Below are 22,175 nucleotides of genomic sequence, written 5' to 3'. Positions count from 1 at the left end.
GATGATAAGGATCAACCTTCCAAAACTGGATACGGTTGAGAACATCAAACTCCACATCTCAGCTTTAATTACAGGGGCAAAGGAAGCCATAAAGCCAGGAACAATAACCATAGAATATCCAAGGGAGAGGAGAAAGCTCCCGGATAATTTCAGAGGATACATACTGTTTCAGCCAGAGAACTGCATAAGCTGCTTCAGATGCTCCTTCATCTGCCCAGCAAATGCCATAACCATGGAGCTTGCAAAGAATAACAGATACTATCCCTCCATAGATTATGCTAAGTGCATATTCTGCCACTTCTGCGTAGACTCATGTCCCGGGAATGCACTGAAACCAACCAAGATCCATGATGTTGTATACAAGGACATGGAGGAGATGACTGTTAAGGCTGAGGAGATGGTTAAAGAGCCAAAGATCGTAAGGGAGGATGAATTTACTGTAGAGTACGTCTTCGAAGATGATATAGAGATGGTTAAGGTAAAGGGAAGAGACTATCTCGTCCCAGAGATCAGACCATTCGAAAAGATAAGGGAATACAGTTCATGTAAGGATCCAAAGAGCTGTCTTGCTTGCCGCATATGTGTCAACTCCTGCCCAAGCGAAGCTATTGAGGTGAAAGAGGAGGAGGGCAAAAGAACTCTGAGGATCGATAAGGATAAGTGTACTGGATGTGGAATATGTGTTAAAGAGTGTCCAGTTCAGATACTGGAGCTTGTGAGGGAGTGATCAGGATGGTTTCATCGCTTGAGTGGGAAGTAAGCGTCCCCGAAAAGGTTTTTGAGGGGACATACTGGATCAATCTGAAGAAAAGGGTTATTGAGAGGGGGTTATGCAGTCACTGCTCAACCTGTGCTGCAATATGTCCCGTTGAGGGCATAATTTCCGGAGATCAGGAAATTGACTTCCCTGACTGGGAGGAAAGGTGTGTCGATTGCTCTGCCTGCGTGAGGGTCTGCCCGAGATGGAACTACGAGCCGAAGTGTGACATCGGAGAATACATCGAGCTGACCGCTGCAAGATCCAAGCGATTCAAGGGACAGGACGGTGCCATGGCCACAGAGTTCATGGCTTCTGCCCTCGAGATGGGCCTGATTGATAGAACGCTGTTCGTTGGAAGGGATGAAGAGTGGAGAACCAAGGTCTATCACATAAGGAGCGTTGATCAGCTTAAGGATACAAAGCTTACCGGAACGAAGTACTCGTTTGCAAGCGTGCTGCCGGAGTTGAAAAAAGCCGTGATGAAGAGTAAGAAGGGAGTTGGAGTTGTCGGAACTCCCTGTATGGTTAGCGGGATCAGAAAGCTGCAGAGCGAGATAAACCTCTTTAGAGAGAAAGTAAAGCTTATATGTGGGTTATTCTGTACAGAGAATTTCTATCACCATCAGCTCCACGCCTATTTGATAGAAAAGGGGGTCGATTTCAGCAAGCTGATAAAGACAGATATTACCAAGGGTAAGTTTATCGCGACGATGACGGATTCCGTTGTAAGCTTTCCTGTAAAGGAGCTGAACGAGATAGTCCCTCATGGCTGTGAGGTTTGCATAGATTTTACTGCTGTAGAGAGCGACTTCAGCGTTGGGAGTGTTGGGAGCGATGCTGGTTTTTCAACCGTTGTCGTGAGAACTGAGACCGCCAAAAGTGTGCTGGAGTTCATAAAGGAGAACGACTATGCAGACTTCGGCAAGGTGATAATGGATATCATAACGAAGCTCAGCAATCTGAAAAAGAAGAGGAAGAAGAACATACCGGAAGAGTTCAGAAATGCATGCATGGAGTGATTGATGGTAGATTCAACGTTCTATTTTTTCCCTTATAATTTTTGCAGCCTCAATCTCTCTTTCTCCTCCACATTTTTCTGCAAGTGCTAGGTAGTATTCAACCCTTTCTTTTAACTCAACCCTCTTCGATGGATCTTTAAAAGCCACGAGTCTTGTGGCATGCACCAGAGCCTCGATGATCGCGTTGAACCCTCTGTTAACAGCCCTGACATCTTTCCGAATAACTTCTCCGCTCAAGAGCTCCAGTTCAGCGAAAGCTCCTTTCAGCTTGGCTCTCATCCCACACCAGGCGAGTGAGTTAATCAAAATGGGAGGGTTTAATGACTCAAAGAAATCCTCACTGAGATCCTCGAATGAAGCCAGTGCAAACAGAACCGCATCGTTAACAACATTCACCCACAATCTATCGTTCCGTTTGATGTTCTCTCGCGTATGGTTCGAGTATAGTCTTACTCTCGCAAATCTGCTATCTGGGTTATCTACTATGATCCCGAGAGGTGCAGTGTTTATCCATTCGCCAACCGTTATTCCAATTATTTCGTTAATGCCCTTCTGAAATCCGAAATCCTTTAGTTTCATGAATAACACATCCTGATCAATCAAAACCTCAGACCATCCAGCATTGCGAGATATATTGTAGAGATTGTGAGATCTGCAACACTTCCGGGATTTATTCCCTTTTCTATTAGCTCTTCATCGAACTCCTTTATCTTATCAAGCCTCTGTTTTTCTGGAAGGTTCATGATCTCTCCCGCTTTTTTAGAGACTTCGAGGGCAGCATCCCTGCCGAATTTGGAGATTATTAGAGGATCGATCAGCCTTGATAGCATGTCGTGATAGCACAGAACTATTGCATGATTCAGATCATCAAGCTCCTTATACCATTCAATCAGCTTTCTGGACTGCTTAACGCTGATTGTGTATGAGTTTATTATCTCCTTTGCAATTATGTTGTCCTTTGGGGCCATGCTCATCCATTTGTAAAGGTTTACCCTTTCTTCTGTAATGAACCTTTCAGTATCGTCATCCCTCAGATCTAGCTTTTTAGATCCCATAACTCTTGCAGAGGAAATTCTGAACGCATTTAGAACATGAAGCGAGTCCTTGTATGTGGTATTTTTGAGATACTGTAACGATAACTCCCCAGCCTTTGCTGAATTCTCTGCATCCCAGTTTGCAAGGAGGGGAATCAAAAGCAGAAAAGCTCCGAAATGGACATTTTTCGCTTTATGCCACTTCGAGCTATCCTCCACAGCCCTAAGGATGAGCTCTCCACAGCTGAGCTCTTTTTTTGCAGCCATTCTGAACACAGGAAAACTTGATACTGCTGAGGCAATGAAATGCTCGTACTTTAGATCTGGGAAATTGTGATCTCTATCAACATTTCCAGCTTTGGGATTCCCGGAAACCTCCAGTATCATCGCCATAACGGCGGATGTTACTGCCTCATCCTCGTTTTTGAACATCAGAATTGGTTGGAGTGAAGCAAATTAAATTTTTTCCGGTAATCTGCTTTGCTGACAGGACTATATAGTTCTGCTTTATTTGAGTCAGAGTATCAAAAATTGTATCGGCGAATTTTGTCCCAAAACCATGCAGCATTGATGTTTTATTTTTATTTCATTTTTCAACCCGTCAAGTTGCCAGTTCCGGGGATATGTGAAGTTTGCGATAGCAAATTTGGGCGTAGTCGAAGGCAAAGCCACACATCCACCTGTTAAGTGACCCCGATAGGGGCAAGGTGCGGAGCACCGCAAAGTGCCCAAGCCCACCAATTTTTACTTCCCTCTTTTTTTAAATCGTTCCTGAACCGCTTCGCTTGTTAATTCTCTTATAGCATCTGAAGCAATCCATTTTGCACTTCTTGAATTTATCTTTTGAATTTCCTTAGCTGTTTCAATTGCTTTTTTATTTAAATCTGGATTTCGTTTTCCAATTTGCCTTAAAGCCCAGCTAACAGCTTTCTTAACGTAATTCCTGTTATCGCTAGCTTCCCTTTTTATAATTGGAAAGAACTGTTCAAACTTCCTGTCATCGGCTTTTTTATCGCTTATCGCGAGTTTTGCCATTAGCGCAAATCCGGCTCTTTTTGTAAATTCACAATCACTTTGACACCACACCATTGCTTTTTTATAAGCATGCTTTGTTTTCCAGAACAGGTTCATAGCACACTGATCGCATAAATCCCAGTTATCTATTTCGGAAACCCATCTATCCATTAAATCATCAGTAAATTTTTCAGGGTCGGCAATCATGCATGCTAAAATTCTGGCTTCGTGAATTCCACTTTCCCATAATTCAATCGACAATTCCTGATTTTTGCCAATTTTTTTAGCAATTTCTCTTAGTTCTGGCTTTGAAACTCCAAGAATTTTCGCTCTGGATGTAATTCCAAATCTCTGCATTCCCTCAACATTTTTCTTGCTTCCGAGAGATTCCAGCTCTTTGATTATTTCATCAACGCTCATGTCATTTTCCTCCCAGTTTTACGTTGTATTTCTTACAGAGGTTAATAATCCTTCTAAAGAATTGATCAGAGTACGTTTTCTCCGGATACCACTTTTTATAAATAGCCTCATATTTTTCTACCAAATCCGGAAAATACTTCTCTAGGACTTTGAAGTAAAGTTCTCTTCCAGCATCGTGCATGGTTAGAGGACTGAAATATACGTGCCTAACATCCAGTTCTCTGGCGGTTTTTACCATCTCTTCCAGTTCTTCATTGGAATCTGAGATAAACGGCAAAACAGGCATGAATGCTATCCCAGCATAAAAGCCATTATCAATAAGCTCTTTCAGTGCATTTAACCTTTCCCTTGGCTTGGGGGAGTTCGGTTCAAAAACTTTTGCTACGCTTTCATCCAGAGTTGACAGGGATACAGTTATCAAAACTCCACGATTCAGTTTATTTTTTAAGTCTTCTGGTAAAACTGCGTGTTTATCAATTTCATCCAGTAAATCGACATCTCTCAAAATTAGTGGAGATTTTGTTAAGCAATGAACAGGAAATTTAAATCTGGCAATTACTTCAAGACATTTTCTCGTTACTTTGTATTTTTCTTCAATGTACATCCAGGGTTCTGTAGCAGAGCTCAAAGCGATAAATCCATATTCTTTCTTTCTAGCCCTTTTGTAAAGCTCTTTTTCCAGTAAAGTTGGTGCGTTGATTTTGACTGCTAAACCATGCTTCGTATTCTCTCCATACTTGCTTCCCCGAATATAGCAATAGACACAATTAAACTCACAAAGCTGGTAAGGATTTAAGGAATAATCATCCAAGAACCATGCATCACGCTTTCTGTGTTTGTTCAGAGCTGTTTTAACAAAGACATCCTTTACCATTTTACTCCCTTTCTTTTACAGGCTGTCTTAAAATCGTTTTAATCTTTTCGGGTGATGTCCTTCTCGGGTCTGAAAGGTATCTGAACACATTTACCTTCCTTCATTTTCTCGAACCTAATTTCTTTTGCAAGTTCATATTTTTCTTCTTTATGACTTCTTTCCTTGCTTTTTCAACCATTTCATAAGTCACAAATTCTGGCATGTGAATAAGAAGTTTCCATCTCCACTCTTCACGTGGCACTTCTAAAGCTGGCTTATCTGATTCAACCCACCACAGTCCTTCTAATTTCGGAACAACAAAATCTTTCCCTTCTCTTTTACAGATATTCTTCACTCCATAGGCAAGAGAATACAGAGCACTAACCTTGGCTTGAAATTCATCGCCATCAGGAGAACCCTTTCCTTCAATGGTTAAAAATTGTCCTTCTTCAATCTCAACAATTTCGGGCGTGGTTTTTGCTGTGTAATAGGTCTTATATTCTTTTGTTAAATCAAGTTTTGTTTGCTTCATGGTTTCACCCCATATTTATAAGTTTAAATCCATATAAAAACATTCTTTTTCAAAGGCAGGCTTGGACATTTCACTTAACGTTTTGAGGGTATGCGAAGCCTGCCTTGGTGGGGTTTGGGTGAGCGATGGCAAACCGCACACCCACTGTTAGCCGTCGTTTTTAATAGTTGCCTTGATATAGAGAACATTATTAACTTTATACTCCTCAGCAAAAGTAGCTAAAGTTTTCACGTCTTTATAAATAGGAGCTATTTTATGATCACCTACAAAACATTTGAAAAATTCTTCATAAAATACTCCAAAAGTATGGTAGTGAAGCTCCTCTGTATTAATACTATTTTTACAAGTTGAGCATACTTCTATTGCAGGAATCACGTATATTCCTTGTTTAGTGTATAAGAAGAAAAAGGAATCTGAAGTTATGTTTAGCATTTTACTTGCCTGATCATTTATATTTTTGTCGTAGCAATAAATTACTGGATTTCCAACTCTATCTTCCCTTTTTATTTGGCAAACTTTAGCTTGAGCCAAATAAGCTTTAGAGGTTTTCTTTCCATTAACCTCTATTTCAAGCACTCCCGCCAAATCCGCACCTGTTAATTTTTCTTCCTTTTTCTTTTTGTAAGTATATACATCAAACTTAACTCCGTTTAATTCTTCCCCGTCGAGCCTTTTCTTTATTTCTTCAATAAGATGAATGGTTATTTCACTCCCCAGTTGAGCCGTGATATCTTCTTCTCTCCCTCTAATATTCCCTTTATAAATATCTAAAATTCTTTGTACCACTTCCTCACTCGCTTCCCGTACTATAGTTCCAAGCCTTCTTGTAATCCTATGTTTTTTTAACATATTCTTATCACCTCACCGACCATTAAAATGACGGCTAACGGCTGGCGGGTATCTGAAGTTTGCGGTAGCAAATTTGGGCGAGGCAAAGCAAAGCCATATATCCTCTCGTTAGGCGATGCGCTCCATTGCGGCATTACTCATGCCCCTTTCTCTCTAAAACTCGTTGTCGAAAGTCTCTTAAATAAGGAATTGCTTTTAAGAATGCCTCGTCAAGGTGTTCACGATTAAATTCAACGTATTCAAGCTCACCGTGAATTCCTTTCCTTTCAGTTTGTGCAATACAATTCTCAAAGAAAAGAAGAACAGGTTTGCCTCTACCCATAGCATATGCTTTCTCATCCGTTAACCATCTTGAAGTAGTCCAGCCACCATCTTTCAACTCTTTTTCTCTAGTGAATATAATAATGACCCCTTCACTTTGGTCAATCAATTTTTTAACTTTTTTATCTATATCTTCAGCTTTAGCAGTTTTCCCAGATACGCACTTAAATCCCTCAAGTTCAAATAATTGAATAAATTTATTTGCCAGTTTCTCATCTTCTGCAGTGTAACGATACCCTATAAAAATGGTGGGTTTCGCCACCACTCTAACTGAAAGATGTCCTGCAAGACGCATTAATTGTGTTGATAATTCTGCGTATCCAAGCGGATTTGTAGGATGATCTGCCCATTGCTTTGCTTCCGAGAGAATTGGTCGTATGCGCTCAGTAATTGCTTTATCTTCCCCCTCCAATAATGCCTCAATTTCAGCAAGTACTTTTTGTACATTAGGAAGAACTTCAACCCCTGCTCTTCTCATAAAATTACTTGATGCTTCCATCGACATTCGGGTTCTTTCTTCCCATGGAATGTCAAAATTTAAGGTGCGAAGTTCTTCATTATGATATTCACCTAAGAGCTCCTGTATTTTACGGGCCAATTTCTCTAATTGTTTAATGGGATAGTTCATATTCCATCACCTCCTTAGGAGCGTTTCGCCTAACTCGTTCATATACGCATTGCGTATATCATTCCAATTTAGAGTCATATCTGCATTGCATATATACTCATTCTGGATAGTCCCCTTCTCAGCATATCTAAAGGACTCTTGTTTTTACTCATATCTTCAATGCTTACACAAGTATAAATCTCTTTCGTTTTAGAATGTCTATCGCCTCAATAGCTATTGAATATAATTAAATCTACATTACTTTCAAGCAAATGGATGGTAGATGGGTGGCATGAATAGTGTAATCTGTGAACAAAGTTTAAAAGGAAAAATTTTATTAGAATATGTAAAAGACAGTAAAAGCCAATTTAAAAATGTGGAACATGTAGCATGTAGAATCAAAACCCACTACCAAAAATTAAAAAATGGATTATCTCTTAAGACCTATTATATCCCTAACAGCTTCTTCTCTCTCTTTCATGTCTGCAAGTATCTGCAGGAAGACTACTGCTGCAGCAGGAGAACCACCTCCATGCACAGCACCAAGCAAATGAGAGCTGGTAATCCAGAACTCCACGAACTTTATAACTTTCATCCTCTCCTCAGCGGAAAACTCTGGATTGGCAACGAGGTACTTTTCGACATACTTACCCACTTCTTCGCTCTTAAGGTCGAACTCTGAGGGAGCTGTAACCGGGATACCTCCTGCTATCTCAGCGAGATTCATTATGACCTTGTTGAACCCCTCAACCCCTATGACTTTGCCTGAGTTGGCCATGAGCATGTTCGGAAGCCATGTGCCATAGCTCTCAAAGCCTTTCGTTGCGGAACCAACGGCTATGGCATGAGCAGCCTCGCTAACACCAACCATCTCTCCTATCTTCTGCCTGAGAACCGGAACCCTATCAAGCCCGTTTACCTTGAGCATGAGGCTTGCAGCTCCTGTCATCGAGTCGATGAAACCGGCCTTGCATGAAGCTCCAACACATCTATGTGATATTGCAAAATTCGTTAACAAGTTTCTTGTAGCCTTTAAATCCTCAAACACGAAAACTCTCTCCCATGGGATAAATACATTGTCGAAGATTACTGTGCAGGTTATTCTGTCTCCATATGGATTTCCGATCTCAAACTCCCCGCCTTCCCTGAACTTTGCCTGATATCCGGTATTCTGCAGTATGTACTTCACACCCTCATCCTCTGGCTTAACAGCAAAGGCGATGGCAAACTCCTCCTCACCCTCTTTGAATGTCTGGGTGGGAAGAACGAAGTTTATATCTGCAGCGAAAGCTCCGCTCTGATGGATCTTGGCTCCGCTGACAACTATTCCATCTTCTCTTTTCTCCACCACATGGACATACATGTCTTTTGCCTCTTTCGGCCTCTTCGATCTATCTCCCTTTGTGTCTGTTAGTGCTGCAGTGCATGCATAGTCTTTCCTCTGTATCTCCTTCAAAAGCTCAAGAAACCTCTTGTGGTAGTCCGTTCCAAGTCTCTCATCCATCTCTTTGGTTGCTGGATAGAGGGAGTTTATCGCATCGCACCCTGTGCATCTGTAGTTGCAGGTTCCCAGCCTCATACTTAGTTCCCTCTGGAAATCGTATCTTGCTATGAGGTCCTCTGCATTCTCATTTACATAATTCAGCCTGTTTACCTTATCATCCACGAGTTTGGAGTATGGAGAATACTCATCCTTTTTCCCAGCAAGCTCGTAAGTAAGGGCTATGGATTTAACAACAGGCTTTATATTCGGGTGGTTTGTAAAATCTTCAACTTTTTCTCCCCTGACATAGATTTCTCGTTCATAGCCTGAGAGCCTCTCCACATACTTATCTCCAGAAATCAACATGCTATCACCATTCCTCGTTAATTTTTTAAAATTAAAAAACTTTCTATTTTTATTTTTTAGATAGGTATATCTCTCTCTGATCGTAGATTTCTTTTGTGTAGATATTTCAAGTAAAAATGGAGATTTTTAGGTTCAGTTGAATGCAATGTAACAAATTATTTACTTTTGAGCATTCTAAGTTCTTTACTATATTTTACATATTTACAGTTTATTTATTTTTGGTTATGTTTATATTTCCTGTAGATGAATCTTTATCGAAATGTTTATTAAGTGTATGGTTGCTGACTATAGTGATTGTTATTATAATGATGTGGTAGAGTGGAGAAATATCTGATAGTTCAAACAAGACTGCCTAAAAACATGTTAGACGATTTAAAAGAGGCTACTGGTAAAAAAACAGTTAAAGAGGCTTTGTATCAGGCAGTAATTCACTATATTGAATGCCACAACATAGAAAGAATTAGAGAAATCCATAAAGTTAACAAAAAAAGAGGCAGGTTCCCGGTGCATTTGGCCAAACTGATGGCATCAATCGAAAGTAAATAACGAAAGTGTTTTATTGGTTTTCTTACTCAAATACTCAATGAGCATGAATTCGCTGCTTTTGATATCGGAGGACGGATTAGACAGTTCGTCGATTTTAGTTGATATATCAAGTTCAGTTTCGGATATGGTTATATGGGTCGCGTCAGAACCTCCTGATGTCATATCAAAAGTGATAGATGCTTACGATCTAAAGGGTAGAATCCATGTTCTATCTTTAATCCAGAGTAGAAAATACAAAAGTGTTAATGTAAACAATCTGAGTGAGATAGGTATCCTTCTATCCAAAATAAGCGAGGGTATGGAGGACTTCGTTGTTTTAATGACAGCAATTCCTGAACTCCTTCTGATTCATGGACTTGAAAGAACATATGTATTCCTGATGAATGTCATTGGAAAGACAACCAATCAGGGAAGAAAGTTTATCGGAGGGATTACAAAGGATGCACAGAATAAGAGGGATGAGATTATGATTTCAAGGCTTTTTTCAATAGTTCTGAGATATAGAAAGTGGCTGGAAGGCGAGAAATGGGTTAGAAACTTAATTATTGAAACACCCATCGGGGACCTAGATAAGGATGTTGTGGAGCTATATCTTAGAGAGAACAGGATTGTGATTCCAAAAAATGTAAAGGATGCAATAGTTCACGAACTGATGGACTGATTATGTTCTCTTCTTCTTGAAGTTGGGCATTCTTTTCTCTACAAACGCTGAAAAGCCCTCTTTGGCATCCTCTGAAGAAAATGCTAGGGCGAAGAGATCCCTCTCGTAAGCCAGCCCATCTTTCAACGACATTTTATATCCTCTGTTAACAGCCTGCTTGACCAGCATCACAGCAGTTGGAGACTTCTCTGCTATTGTCCTGGCAAGCTCCATCGCTGCCTTTTCAAGCTCCTCGGCTTTCACAACTTTATTCACAAGTCCGAGCTTTTCGGCTTCTTTCGCACTTATTTTCTCTCCAGTTAGACAGTATTCCATAGCTTTCTTCCATCCTATGAGCCTTGCCAGTCTCTGTGTGCCTCCAGCACCAGGTATTATCCCTATGTTTATTTCTGGCTGCCCGAAAACAGCATTCTCGCTTGCAATGATCATATCGCAGGCCATCGCCAGTTCACAGCCACCCCCGAGTGCGAATCCATTGATGGCTGCTATTATCGGCACATCAAGATCTTCAAACTCTTCCAGCACTCTACCTAATCTCTCTATGATATCTCTTGCCTGAAAGGTCTCGGATCTCAGGAACATCTTGATGTCTGCTCCGGCACTGAATGCCCGTCCACTTCCGGTTATGATTACAGCTCTTATATCCTTCTCAGTCCTGACCTTTCTGATCAGTTCTTCTAATCCATCAACAACCTCTTCGTTCAATGCGTTGAATGCATTCGGTCTGTTCAGCCTTGCGATGAGGATACCATCCGATTTCTCAAAAACCACCGCACTCATCCAGATATCATTAATTATGACAATTATAAGATTTACGATTTTGTTCAGTACTTAAGCCTCGAATCCACGGCTTTAACGGCCTCTCTAATGCAGTAAAATTCCCTCCTGATTCTCAGCAGGTACTTGCACTTCTTTCCAGTATATCCAGAAATGCATAGCTGACAGTCTTCCGGATATACTCTCTTAATCTTTAATTTGTATTTCTCGGACAAAAACTCGATCGTCATTTCAACAGGCATAATTGTTTTAATCTTTTTTAAATTTATTGTCTATTTAACAATCAACTAAACTTCGAACACCTCCAAGCAAAAGTGTTTAGAACTTTAGATATTATCAAGAAGAAGAGGTGTTCACTTTGGTTCTGGACACGAGTTTGGGAAACTCTGGAAGCTACAGAAGCATAATAGCCGAGTTTGCTGAAAGAGGATACAACATTCATCCTGAAGCAGTTGAAATAATCCGGAAAAGGAATTTTGAAAATGCCATAGATGAAATCTGCAAGGTTTTGGGAAACTGCGTCATAATTACTCCCGAAGATGTTCTGAAAGCCCTTGAGATCCTGAACATAAAGAATGATGGTAAGGTTGGAGTTGAGGATGGGGTAAAAACCAAAGTAGAAAAGATAGTTGAAAAGTTCGAGCTGAAGGTTAGAGATATAACTGGTAGATCCTCTTGCGAGGGTGTGGTTGACGATTTCATTCAGAATTTCTCATCGAGATATGAGAAAATCAGGAAAATATTTAGAGGAAGGATAAACTCAATCCCGATAGCCTCTCTCAAAAAGGTGAACCAAAAGGAAGTTAGCATTATCGGGATTGTTACGGATGTCAGGGAGACTTCAAAGGGTAACTACATCATCGAAATTGAAGACAAAACGGGCAAGATTTCTGTTTTGGCTACTGCAAAGCTCAGAGAGGTTGCATCGGAGCTTTTGGGAGATGAAGTTATTGCCGTGAGCGGATCTTTCAGGAACAACATGATAATAGCCAACAGAATCGTCTTTCCTGATGTTCCTCAAAACGACAGGAAGGTTGAGAAGGATTTCGGAATGGTATTTATCTCGGACATCCACTTCGGGAGCAATACATTCTTGGAAAAATCCTGGAATGCGTTTGTTAAATGGCTTAACTGTGAGGTCGGGAATGAGTACATGCAGGAAATAGCCGAGAAAGTCAGATATCTGTTTATAGCCGGTGATGTGGTTGATGGCGTGGGCATATATCCCGGACAGGAAAAGGAGCTTGAGATATTCGATATATACGGACAGTATGAGGAGGCTGGAGAACAGCTTGAAAAGATACCCAAGAGGATAAAGATCATCCTGTCTCCCGGAAACCACGACGCTGTAAGACAAGCTGAACCACAGCCAGCATTGCCAAAGGAGTTTGCAGACCTCTTTCCGAGGAACGTCAAACATGTTGGCAATCCGGCATGGGTGGATGCCGATGGCGTTAAAGTTCTGATCTATCACGGGAGGAGCATAGACGACATGATAATGAAGATCCCAAGGCTCGATTACTCGGATCCATCTGGAGTTATTGAGGAAATGCTGAAGCGAAGGCATCTCTGCCCCATTTATGGGGGAAGAACCCCACTGGCTCCTGAGAAAGAAGATCTGCTTGTGATAGATGAGGTGCCTGATATCGTCCACACAGGGCATGTTCACACATATGGTGCGAGGTACTATCGAGGCATTCTCGCTCTCAACTCATCCACATGGCAGGCTCAGACGGAATTTCAGAAAAAAGTAAATCTCAACCCCATGCCAGGCAATGTTCCGGTTTATGTGAACGGCAAGCTCCACAGACTCAGGTTTTACAGGTCATCTTAGCTGGCTTAGTTGGCTTAACTAAAGTCTTAATGATACTTTTTGCTTTTACTATCTCTTCCTATCTCTTGCTTACCATCTCTCCTTCCAGAAGGATGGTATGAAAAGCGATAGCACCGTGAAGAGTTCAAGCCTTCCAGCCCACATGTTGAAAAAGAGTATGAGCTTTACAACTGGATGCAGGGCTGAGTAGCTTTCTGTTGCTCCAACCGCTCCAAGTCCGGGACCGACATTGCTCATAGTGGCAACAACTGCTGAAACCGCAGATAACAGATCCATACCGAACAGGGATATCACCACACTGCTCACAGCAAAAATCAGGACATAAAGCACGAAAAAGGCTGTGATATCGTCGATAATCTCCTTTTTCAGAATCCTGTCATTCATCTTTATAACCCTCGCAGTCCTCGGATCCGCTTCTTTTAGAATCTGATGGATGGAGTACTTTTCGAGCAGGTAAATTCTTATGACCTTTATCCCTCCAGCAGTTGATCCGGAGCAGCCACCTATGAACATGAGAGTCAGTATGATGAGTTTGGAGGAATCCATCCATCTGTCGAAGTCATAGCTAGCATAGCCAGTGGTTGTCATCAGCGATACAGCGTTAAATGCAGAATATCTGAACGACTCGATCAGATCTCCTTTGCTGTTCAAAATTGTTAAACAGGCTATCGCTATCGCCAGGAGGGATATGTATGCTTTGAACTCAGGATCCCTGAGTATTCTCGCATCTCCTTTCAGCCAGTAGTAGTGCAGACTGAAGTTCACTCCGGCGACTATCATAAAAATCGTGATGATTGTTTCGATAAGCGGGCTTCTGTAATACGCTATACTCTCTGTATGGGTTGAGAAACCACCCGTGCTCATGGTTGTGAACGAGTGGTTTATCGCATCGAAAAGGTTTAATCCTGCTAGGTACAGCAAGGCTACCTCCAATACCGTGAAAAGGAGGTATATCTCCCACAGCCTTAATGCGGTATCTTTCAGTCTGGGGGTTACCTTGCTTACAGTTATTCCCGGAACTTCAGCCTGAAATAAAGCATAACCTTTTTTGGCTATAGATGGAAAAACGGCAACGAAAAGCACAATTATTCCCATCCCTCCAACCCACTCAGTGAGGCTTCTCCATAGCAGAATGGATTTTGGCAGAACCTCTATTCTGTCAAATATCGTTGCCCCGGTGGTTGTGAATCCTGACATCGACTCGAAGATTGCATCTATGAAGCCCGTGCCGATCATGCAGTAGGGTATTGCCCCGATAAGGCTTATCAGAAACCATCCGAGTCCAACAATAGCAAAACCTTCTTTGTATCTGAAGACTTCGCTCTTTGGCTTTACAGAGTACAGAATCAGCGATATTATCAGGTTTACCGCTATGGCAACAAGGAATGGATAGAACGACTCTTTAAATATGAAGGCAGTTATGAGCGGGAGAGAGAAAAGGGCTGTGAAATAAAGCATTATCCTCCCCAGGAAATTGATAACCAGGAGGTAGTTCATTCGATCACCCGAAGTAATCCTCGATCTCCTCAACTTCGCTCCATGGTGTGAAAATTAGCAACCTATCTCCCTTGAGGATCTGGGTTTCGCCCTTAGGTATGAGACAATCATCTCCCCGGAGGATACCTCCAATCAATGCTCTTTCCGGGATCTTTAACTCAGATATCTTTTTACCAGATAGCTTTTCATTCTCAAGCTCTATCTCAAGAACAACAGCCTCTCCACCCTCTATTTCTGCCAGTGTCTCAAGGGTCAGCAATCGCAAGTGCTTGAGAACCTCCAGATATGTTATCGTTCTCGGAGATAGCACAACATCTATTCCGACCTTCTCAAAGAGCTTCATATAATTGCCCTTACTAACCTGAGCTATTGCCTTCCTCGTCCCCAAATTCTTCGAAAGGAGAGAGACAAGAAGGTTCTTTTCATCGTTTTCCAGGCAGGAGGCAACAACATCCGATCTCCCAACATCCTCTTCATACAGAAGATCCAGATCTGTTGGATCTCCAATGACAACCCTGACTCTGTTATAGGCACTGCAGAGGTTCTCGCATAATTCTTCATTCTTTTCAATAAGTTTGATGTTCAGATTGCTTGAATCAAGCACTCTCGCAAGATAGCTTCCAACAGTACCTCCACCGAAAATAACAACTTTCCTTGTGGTGTCACTTCCAAAAATATCCTGAATTGTAATCAGATCCTGTGACTTCCCGACTATTGCAACCTTATCTCCCGGAAGAACCTTGGTCTGACCTCGAGGGACGAGAAGCTCTCCGTCGCGGTATATTGCGGTTATTATAACATTTTCCGGGAGGTGCAAATCCTCAATTTTCTTGTTTGCAAGAACAGAATTTTCATCCACAACTATCTCAATTAAATTGAGCTTACCACCGCTCAGCGATACAAAATCCACAGCACCGCTGAACATGATTATGTTCGCCATCGCCCTTGCTAGGGCAAGCTGGGGGCATATAACCAGATCGAATCCCAGAGGGTGGTTCTTGACGAGTGGTCTGTCAACATACTCTGGATTTCCAACTCTAACAATCGTTTTTTTAGCTCCCATTTTCTTTGCTGCGATCCCGGACAGGAGATTTACTTCATCCACTCCAGTTACACCCAAGAAGATGTCAGCTTTAGATACCTTCGCCTTGCTCAGAACATTTATGTTCGCTGCATTTCCTTCGATAACCTCAACATTAAGTTTATATATCTCATCTATTTTCTTTTCATCCTTTTCTATAACAAAGACATCGTGATTATCGCACAATGCCTTTGCTACATTGTATCCAACTTCTCCTGCTCCGGCAACTACAATGTGCATTTAGAAGCTTAGGGCTCTCAATTAATTAAAAGCTTTACTCTTTGCCACACCGGCCTATGATTTTCTTTCGAGAAATCTCGCAAGAATTATGCTGATTTCATACATCACAACAACTATTGCCAGCACAATAAGCTGGCTCATGCCGGAGATATCAAAAGTTATGTTGGTCGCAAGTATAAAGACGAGAATGTAGACGATAACCCTCTTTCCCTTCAGCCAGTCGGAATCGATCATGCCGAGCTTTACGGCAATTAAGGCCAGAACCGGTATCTGAAATGACAGACCGAAAGCCATGAATATTTTAAAAGCACCGTATATTGTTTTCTTGACAGAAAGATGTGGCTCCGCACCGAAATATGGTACAACAGCCCAGTTGTAAAGCCTTGGTATCACAACCTCGTAGGCAAGCAAGGTTCCGATCAGAAATAGGATGTATGAGAAGGGTATGAAAGTTTTAACGAATTTTCTTTCATGCTCGAACAAACCCGGTTTTGCAAACTGATATAGCTGATATACGATATATGGATATGAGAAAAAGAAAACAAAAACGAATGAAAAAATGAGCCTCGTAACAATCCACTCTGTTGGTGTGTAGATTACCATGTCCAGTTTTTTATTGAAGATACCCTGCCAGAAGGAGTCAATCAGTTCGGGAGAATAGGGATACACAATGATGATCCCGATCAGGATAACAATAGATATTCTGATTGTTCTTTTCTTCAGCTCAGCGAGATGCTCCCTTAACTCCATTTCTCTGTCTTCTGGGGGCTCCACGAATTTTTTTGACCTGTGGAGTTTATAGTTTTTCTTGTAATTTTTGTAGGTTATACAACTTAACTGGCCATGTGATCACAACCCGTATTATCTCAACGAGCATAGATTAACGAGACCATAGAAAGTGACACTCAATTTCTTGCCTAAATACCCTATACAACTGGATAAGACATCTATAAGAAGAATAAAACCATTATTACTTCTTTCAGGCTTAAATAATTCCCTTCAAACTTCAATACAAATTTATCTCTTTAGAAGAATGAAGAATATAAGTTTTTTAAGGTATGGTGGAAAAACGACCAGTTCTAAGAGATCTTAGAGAAAGAATAAAGTACTTTTTAAGATATTGAGATATTTGTAATAACAAAACAAAAACAAGTAATCCCAACATCAAATTATAAGTTTTTACACTTCTTCAATCGTGATATATTCACGTTTTTTAACATTGAGTTTTTCTGCATCCTTTACGACCTCAAATTTTCTCTTCGAGTATTCGTACCCGAGAATGCCCACTTTTCCCAATTCTCCGAAAAAGATTTCGGGAGCTCCTTCCCACAATTGTTTCAACCAATCATAGGGACCAACTAACCACACTCTGTCAAAGACTCCTAACTTCATATACGTGTAAAGCTGCTGAAGAACTCTAATCGCCTTTCTCTCACTTGTAAACTCCTTTGGTATTTTAACTTCGAAACAATTTACTTCATTTCCGTCGTAAGAGCATAGGTCAACACGTACTGGGACTTCCTTGGGTACTGGAGAAGCAGGAGATTCGTGTTTCCAGCCAGAGAACTTTGTAAATCTTTCCGGTTTCCAGCTTACAATACCTTCATTGGATGAAATCTTGATTTCATCTGGCACAAAAACGTGGCCACTCTCGCTCACATCAATTTCAGCGGAACATAAACTTCCAGAGTCCTTTAGCTATCTAAACAACTCATATTGGACCCAAGTATGGGGCTTACCTGTGGGATATGAATTCTCGTCCATTTGTATTTTTACCGGTTCACCTTTGATTACCGATATGCTTGTTTTGCCTGTGATTGGATCTACAAAGTAAAGGTCTGGAGATTCCACGAGCTTTTTGCATTTCCAAGTTAGAGCGCAACCATAAAAAGGATAACTATTTTCCTCGAACAGCCACAAATATTCATAAAAGTGTTCCAAAGGGTCTGGGTTGTAAAAGTTCTCGACCTCGATGAAGAAGCCGTATTCTGGAATAAATATGTCTGGGTAAAACATACTCGTCTTTGTTTCGAATCCTAATTCAGGAAAGTTAATTCCATGAATTTTAATAGGATATTCTCTGCTTATGGGAATTGCAGGCTCTAAAATATGTTTGACACCCTGTTTTTCCAAATCTTCGGCAACTGCGAACATTAAATAATGTTCGTTGAATGGGAAAAGCAACTTTGGAATATTCTTGTAATCTGATAATCCGAGATATATATTAATATCTAGCTCAGAGACTTCCATGCTTAAAAATTGAATTTAAGAAGTTAAAATTTTTTTGCTTTTAATAAAAGTAGAAGGGCTTAAATATGCATATTTAAAAGAAAAACATGCCAAATTGGAAAAACATCCAAAACTATATGGGATTATTTTTGCTCGGAGTAAAACAATCTTTGAATGATCTTAGTAATCTCCTCAACCAATTCCATATCTAAAGTCATTAATCCATCGTGTATTGCTATATCGGGCATCTTCTCAATCAATTCGTCTAAATTTTTCAATACCACATTACTCTTTAGCAACTTTATCTGTTCTTCAGCTCTTTCAACCCTCGATCTCTCAATCCTGAAAGGTTTGCACACAACAATACCTGCAATGTTATCCAACTCATTTGCCAGCTTTACTAGTGCATCTCCGCCCCTTCCACCAAGTCCTGCAGTTAGTATAACATGGTCGTACTCAGACAGTACTTTGATAAGTTTATCAAGTTGCTTAAATTTGTAAAATTCAACACAATCAACCCATTTTTCACCATTGACGACATAAATATCTACATTTTCGTATTCAGACTCTCTTTTGAATATGTTAACAATGTTCTGTCCGGCTCCTCCCGAACCAACTACTGCGATTGTCTTCATAAAATTATCACCTCAGGATGAAGTTTCCACCATTATATGTTTCGACCTGCTGGATGAAAGCACCCTCTTATCGCCGATGACTCTCTTAATGAGAAGTATGCCATCTCTGAACCAGTTCCTGATGCTCGAAACATACCTAATAGCCTTCAGAATCGCCATGCTCATTGGAGATTCCATAACGGGTACACTTTCGCCGAGCAGGGCTATGTTCCCGCAGTGTTCAAAGTTAAATCCTGCCTCATTCATCGATTCTGTCATGATATTGTGAAGCAAAATGAGTATAGATACATGTTTATTATTTAATTTGTGTTTACAATTCATAGGTAACTTTTGTTGAAATTATATACTAAATGCTTTTTGTTCACACTATAGAAGCTTAAGTATGCAAAAAGTTAGTTTCCTCCAAGGTAGTCCGAAACTATCAAACTCAAGCCAAGGAAATATGCAAAGAAGCAGTACGGGCAGAAGTAAGAATTCAGGATTGCATAAGAGCCAAGCGAGCCTATTCCAGCCACTCCCAGAATTTTCCATATGCTGAGCATTTTTCCTTTAAGGAATCCGTAAAGCAAAAACCACATCAAACCAAAAAGCGCTGGAATGTTTAGACCATACATTGTTAGATTCGTTGAACAGCCACTGGTTGGGCAGAAGTCTGGAGTGTATGTTGAGATGAGCAAATACCCCGAGTCGAGTAGACCAAGAGAAATCAGCATCAGCTTTAGCTTGTTCATTTCATGATCTCCAGCATCAGGTTTTTAACCTTCGTTTCACCTGAGTACACATACACTTTATCCTTTTCAACCACTACTGCTGTTGGAACTCCACGGAGCTTTATTTTCTCTGCAATCTCCTTGCATGTATCGGTGAGGTTTTCCACCTGACAGAAATTGATCTCTACCTTTTTGCTTGCGTTAATTACATACGGCTCAACATTCTTGCAGTGTGGACAGTTCGGGGAGAAAAAGAAGTATATGTCGCCCTTAACCACCTGATCTTCGGTTTTTTCTGTTACACATCCCGCTAAAAAGACGATCAGTATGAGCAATAGCCAGCGCATTGGGGGTGAATATGAGTTCAAGTTAAAAATCGTTTCGGTTATCTACAAACAGTCAAGAGGAATTTCGTGGACAATTCTATTTTTCAAAATTCTTTTTCAAAATTCTTTATTGCCAATGGTGTAAAAAGCCGGAATAAAAAGCTAAACCATTAACAATTAAAAATCAAAAACCTTAAATCCAAGTCAAGTAAGTGTATGATAAACAATTGGGTTATTAAGGGTGATATGGATGGAAAGTGATGAGGTTAGTGGTAGAATTAAGAAAAGAAGGGATGAATGGAATGAGAAATGCCTTAAACCCTTCCTTGAAAAATCAGGTGAAAGGCAAGAAAAATTTGAAAACCTGTCTTGGATTGAAATAAACCGAGTTTACGATCCATCAGATATTGAACACCTCGATTTTGAGCGTGATATTGGGTATCCGGGAGAATTTCCCTATACAAGAGGAGTCTATCCTACAATGTACAGAGGGAGATTGTGGACGATGAGGCAGTTCTCCGGGTTTGGCAGTGCCGAGGACACAAACCAGAGGTGGAAGATGCTGCTGAAAGAGGGACAAACCGGTCTGAGCACGGCATTCGACTTTCCAACGTTGATGGGATTGGACAGCGATGATCCGCTTTCTGATGGGGAAGTTGGTAAGGTTGGAGTTGCCATTGACACACTTAAGGACTTTGAAATCCTTTTTGAGGGAATACCACTGGACAGAGTCTCGACCTCCTTTACAATCAACCCTCCAGCGGGAATAATACTAGCAATGTACACGGCCATTGGTGACGCTCAGGGAGTTCCAAGAGATCAGCTTAGAGGTACAATCCAGAACGACATGCTCAAGGAGTTCCATGCACAGAACACTCTGGTTTTACCACCAGAACCATCGGTGAAAATAATTACTGACATATTCGAGTGGGGTGTGGAGAATGTTCCGAAATTCAACCTCATCAGCATCTCCGGCTACCATATAAGAGAAGCCGGTTCCACTGCCGTGCAGGAACTGGCCTTCACAATTGCCGATGGAATGGCCTATGTTGAGGCTGCGATAGAGAGAGGAATCGATATAGACAAGCTTGCTCCACAACTCAGCTTCTTCTTCAACTCCCACAACGACTTCTTCGAGGAGATTGCAAAGTTCAGGGCTGCGAGAAGGATGTGGGCAAAGATAATGAGAGACGAATACGGGGCGAAAAATCCTCGTTCATGGTGGCTCAAATTCCATACACAGACTGCTGGATGCTCTCTAACTGCCCAGCAACCGTTAAACAACATAGTCAGGACAACGATACAGGCGATGGCTGCAGTGCTTGGAGGAACTCAGAGCCTGCATACGAACAGCTTTGATGAAGCCTGGGCACTGCCAAGTGAGGAGGCGGTCAGGGTGGCCTTAAGGACTCAGCAGATCATAGCCTATGAGAGCGGAATACCGAACACAATAGATCCGTTAGCTGGAAGCTACTATGTGGAGTGGCTCACGGATAAGATGGAGAAGCTCGCATGGGATTACATCGAAAGAATCAGAAAAATGGGTGAAGGCAGCATGCTGAGAGGTGTCCTTGCAGGAATTGAGAATGGATTCTTTGTCAAGGAGATCACGAATGCTGCAGCCAAGTTCCAGAGAGAGGTTGAGGAGGGCAAGAGGGTTATTGTTGGAGTTAACAAGTACGCAATAGACGAGAAGCTGAAAATACCGATACTGAAGGTTGATCCTGAAGTCCAGAGAAGGCAGATCGAGAGGCTGAAGAAGATCAAGAGCGAGAGAGATAATGTTGCTGTGAAGGAAGCACTTGAGTGGCTCAGAAATGCTGCAGAGAACAATGAGAATGTTATGCCGGCAATTCTTGAAGCTGTAAAAGCATATGCAAGTGTTGGGGAGATAATGAGTGTGCTTAAACAGGTTTACGGCACATACAAGAAACCGATAATAATCTGAGGTGGGTGTTATGGAGAAGAAGATAAGGGTTCTTGTGGCAAAGGTAGGTCTCGATGGGCATGACAGGGGAGCCAAGGTTGTTGCGAGATTTCTGAGAGATGCCGGATTTGAGGTTATCTACAGCGGTTTGCACAGAACGCCAGAAGAGGTCGCGATGGCTGCAGTGCAGGAGGATGTGGATGTCATAGGCATAAGCCTCCACAGCGGAGCGCACATGACACTCGTTCCAAAGGTTTTGAACTACATAAAGGAGTATGGCGGGGATCCATCAGAGATGGTCGTACTCGTTGGTGGTATAATCCCCGAAGATGAGTTTGATGATCTAAAGGCTCTCGGTGTTGATGGGGTTTTCATCCCTGGAACACCGATGAGCGAAATAATAAACTTCATAAACGAGAAAGTTAAGGAGAAAAAAGGAATAAAGGGTTAGCGA

The 22,175-nt window shown here is 41.3% G+C and carries 26 protein-coding genes; 7 read left to right on the top strand and 19 right to left on the bottom strand.

Annotated features, from left to right (window positions below; all coding sequences use genetic code 11):
• The first annotated feature begins 1 nt into the window (after position 1).
• Positions 2 to 727 carry a 4Fe-4S binding protein gene (locus tag ASULF_RS08475; protein ID WP_015591311.1) on the top strand — a complete coding sequence of 242 codons (726 nt, stop codon included), beginning with the start codon at positions 2 to 4 and terminating at the stop codon, positions 725 to 727.
• Positions 728 to 732: 5 nt separating this feature from the next.
• Positions 733 to 1,779, top strand: a complete 1,047-nt coding sequence (locus tag ASULF_RS08470; RefSeq protein WP_015591310.1) for a Coenzyme F420 hydrogenase/dehydrogenase, beta subunit C-terminal domain — start codon at positions 733 to 735, stop codon at positions 1,777 to 1,779.
• A 12-nt stretch (positions 1,780 to 1,791) separates the two neighbouring features.
• Here the strand turns inward: ASULF_RS08470 and ASULF_RS08465 are convergent, their stop codons facing one another.
• The 8 genes from ASULF_RS08465 to ASULF_RS08430 form a co-directional block, all read right to left on the bottom strand.
• Positions 1,792 to 2,358, bottom strand: coding sequence for a DUF447 domain-containing protein (locus tag ASULF_RS08465; RefSeq protein ID WP_015591309.1), 567 nt, complete (start codon positions 2,356 to 2,358; stop codon positions 1,792 to 1,794).
• Between the two features lie 20 nt (positions 2,359 to 2,378).
• A complete protein-coding gene (locus ASULF_RS08460) occupies positions 2,379 to 3,245 on the bottom strand; it encodes a triphosphoribosyl-dephospho-CoA synthase (RefSeq protein WP_015591308.1) in 867 nt (288 codons plus the stop codon).
• A 312-nt stretch (positions 3,246 to 3,557) separates the two neighbouring features.
• Positions 3,558 to 4,247, bottom strand: coding sequence for a DNA alkylation repair protein (locus tag ASULF_RS08455; RefSeq protein WP_015591307.1), 690 nt, complete (start codon positions 4,245 to 4,247; stop codon positions 3,558 to 3,560).
• Position 4,248: 1 nt separating this feature from the next.
• A complete protein-coding gene (locus tag ASULF_RS08450) occupies positions 4,249 to 5,121 on the bottom strand; it encodes an SPL family radical SAM protein (RefSeq protein ID WP_015591306.1) in 873 nt (290 codons plus the stop codon).
• A gap of 100 nt (positions 5,122 to 5,221) precedes the next feature.
• On the bottom strand, positions 5,222 to 5,632 hold the full coding sequence (locus tag ASULF_RS08445) for a hypothetical protein (RefSeq protein WP_015591305.1): 411 nt from the start codon (positions 5,630 to 5,632) through the stop codon (positions 5,222 to 5,224).
• A gap of 147 nt (positions 5,633 to 5,779) precedes the next feature.
• A complete protein-coding gene (locus ASULF_RS08440; RefSeq protein WP_015591304.1) occupies positions 5,780 to 6,481 on the bottom strand; it encodes a hypothetical protein in 702 nt (233 codons plus the stop codon).
• A 133-nt stretch (positions 6,482 to 6,614) separates the two neighbouring features.
• The gene (locus tag ASULF_RS08435; RefSeq protein ID WP_015591303.1) at positions 6,615 to 7,430 is read right to left on the bottom strand and encodes a hypothetical protein; all 816 of its coding nucleotides are present in this window, start codon (positions 7,428 to 7,430) and stop codon (positions 6,615 to 6,617) included.
• 409 nt (positions 7,431 to 7,839) lie between these two features.
• The gene (locus tag ASULF_RS08430) at positions 7,840 to 9,258 is read right to left on the bottom strand and encodes a 4-hydroxyphenylacetate 3-hydroxylase N-terminal domain-containing protein (RefSeq protein ID WP_015591302.1); all 1,419 of its coding nucleotides are present in this window, start codon (positions 9,256 to 9,258) and stop codon (positions 7,840 to 7,842) included.
• A 318-nt stretch (positions 9,259 to 9,576) separates the two neighbouring features.
• Here ASULF_RS08430 and ASULF_RS08425 point away from each other — a divergent pair, with 318 nt between their 5' ends.
• Positions 9,577 to 9,804 (top strand): DUF5371 family protein, encoded by a 228-nt coding sequence (locus ASULF_RS08425; protein ID WP_015591301.1) that lies wholly within the window; start codon positions 9,577 to 9,579, stop codon positions 9,802 to 9,804.
• 37 nt (positions 9,805 to 9,841) lie between these two features.
• Positions 9,842 to 10,465, top strand: a complete 624-nt coding sequence (locus ASULF_RS08420; RefSeq protein ID WP_015591300.1) for a hypothetical protein — start codon at positions 9,842 to 9,844, stop codon at positions 10,463 to 10,465.
• Here the strand turns inward: ASULF_RS08420 and ASULF_RS08415 are convergent, their stop codons facing one another.
• Positions 10,466 to 11,245 carry an enoyl-CoA hydratase/isomerase family protein gene (locus ASULF_RS08415; RefSeq protein ID WP_015591299.1) on the bottom strand — a complete coding sequence of 260 codons (780 nt, stop codon included), beginning with the start codon at positions 11,243 to 11,245 and terminating at the stop codon, positions 10,466 to 10,468.
• A gap of 44 nt (positions 11,246 to 11,289) precedes the next feature.
• Complete coding sequence (locus ASULF_RS08410) at positions 11,290 to 11,484, bottom strand: hypothetical protein (RefSeq protein WP_015591298.1); 195 nt, start codon at positions 11,482 to 11,484, stop codon at positions 11,290 to 11,292.
• 116 nt (positions 11,485 to 11,600) lie between these two features.
• Between ASULF_RS08410 and ASULF_RS08405 the strand changes: the two genes are divergently transcribed.
• Positions 11,601 to 13,076, top strand: coding sequence for a DNA-directed DNA polymerase II small subunit (locus tag ASULF_RS08405; RefSeq protein WP_015591297.1), 1,476 nt, complete (start codon positions 11,601 to 11,603; stop codon positions 13,074 to 13,076).
• 69 nt (positions 13,077 to 13,145) lie between these two features.
• On the opposite strand, the gene ASULF_RS08400 is transcribed toward ASULF_RS08405, so the two are convergent.
• The 9 genes from ASULF_RS08400 to ASULF_RS08360 form a co-directional block, all read right to left on the bottom strand.
• On the bottom strand, positions 13,146 to 14,573 hold the full coding sequence (locus ASULF_RS08400) for a TrkH family potassium uptake protein (protein WP_015591296.1): 1,428 nt from the start codon (positions 14,571 to 14,573) through the stop codon (positions 13,146 to 13,148).
• Between the two features lie 4 nt (positions 14,574 to 14,577).
• Positions 14,578 to 15,894, bottom strand: coding sequence for a Trk system potassium transporter TrkA (gene trkA, locus ASULF_RS08395; protein WP_015591295.1), 1,317 nt, complete (start codon positions 15,892 to 15,894; stop codon positions 14,578 to 14,580).
• A 54-nt stretch (positions 15,895 to 15,948) separates the two neighbouring features.
• The gene (tatC, locus tag ASULF_RS08390) at positions 15,949 to 16,668 is read right to left on the bottom strand and encodes a twin-arginine translocase subunit TatC (RefSeq protein WP_015591294.1); all 720 of its coding nucleotides are present in this window, start codon (positions 16,666 to 16,668) and stop codon (positions 15,949 to 15,951) included.
• A 405-nt stretch (positions 16,669 to 17,073) separates the two neighbouring features.
• On the bottom strand, positions 17,074 to 17,529 hold the full coding sequence (locus ASULF_RS08385) for a hypothetical protein (protein ID WP_048098197.1): 456 nt from the start codon (positions 17,527 to 17,529) through the stop codon (positions 17,074 to 17,076).
• 63 nt (positions 17,530 to 17,592) lie between these two features.
• Positions 17,593 to 18,144, bottom strand: a complete 552-nt coding sequence (locus ASULF_RS08380) for a hypothetical protein (RefSeq protein WP_015591292.1) — start codon at positions 18,142 to 18,144, stop codon at positions 17,593 to 17,595.
• A gap of 122 nt (positions 18,145 to 18,266) precedes the next feature.
• Positions 18,267 to 18,758, bottom strand: a complete 492-nt coding sequence (locus tag ASULF_RS08375) for an FtsZ/tubulin family protein (protein ID WP_015591291.1) — start codon at positions 18,756 to 18,758, stop codon at positions 18,267 to 18,269.
• A 12-nt stretch (positions 18,759 to 18,770) separates the two neighbouring features.
• A complete protein-coding gene (locus ASULF_RS08370) occupies positions 18,771 to 19,016 on the bottom strand; it encodes a hypothetical protein (protein WP_048098196.1) in 246 nt (81 codons plus the stop codon).
• Between the two features lie 134 nt (positions 19,017 to 19,150).
• On the bottom strand, positions 19,151 to 19,489 hold the full coding sequence (locus ASULF_RS08365; RefSeq protein ID WP_015591289.1) for a hypothetical protein: 339 nt from the start codon (positions 19,487 to 19,489) through the stop codon (positions 19,151 to 19,153).
• Positions 19,486 to 19,815: a protein disulfide isomerase family protein gene (locus ASULF_RS08360; protein ID WP_015591288.1), complete on the bottom strand. Its 330-nt coding sequence runs from the start codon at positions 19,813 to 19,815 to the stop codon at positions 19,486 to 19,488. The genes ASULF_RS08365 and ASULF_RS08360 overlap by 4 nt, the downstream gene beginning before the upstream one ends.
• A 229-nt stretch (positions 19,816 to 20,044) precedes the next feature.
• Here ASULF_RS08360 and ASULF_RS08355 point away from each other — a divergent pair, with 229 nt between their 5' ends.
• Both ASULF_RS08355 and ASULF_RS08350 read left to right on the top strand, forming a co-directional pair.
• Entirely contained in the window at positions 20,045 to 21,742 is a 1,698-nt protein-coding gene (locus tag ASULF_RS08355) for a methylmalonyl-CoA mutase family protein (RefSeq protein WP_015591287.1), read from the top strand.
• A gap of 10 nt (positions 21,743 to 21,752) precedes the next feature.
• Complete coding sequence (locus ASULF_RS08350) at positions 21,753 to 22,172, top strand: cobalamin B12-binding domain-containing protein (RefSeq protein ID WP_015591286.1); 420 nt, start codon at positions 21,753 to 21,755, stop codon at positions 22,170 to 22,172.
• The last annotated feature ends 3 nt before the right edge of the window (positions 22,173 to 22,175 follow it).

The organism is Archaeoglobus sulfaticallidus PM70-1, from assembly GCF_000385565.1.
Lineage (GTDB): Archaea > Halobacteriota > Archaeoglobi > Archaeoglobales > Archaeoglobaceae > Archaeoglobus_A > Archaeoglobus_A sulfaticallidus.
The sequence above is the reverse complement of the archived record's forward strand: the minus strand, read 5'-3'. Positions and strand labels throughout refer to the sequence as shown.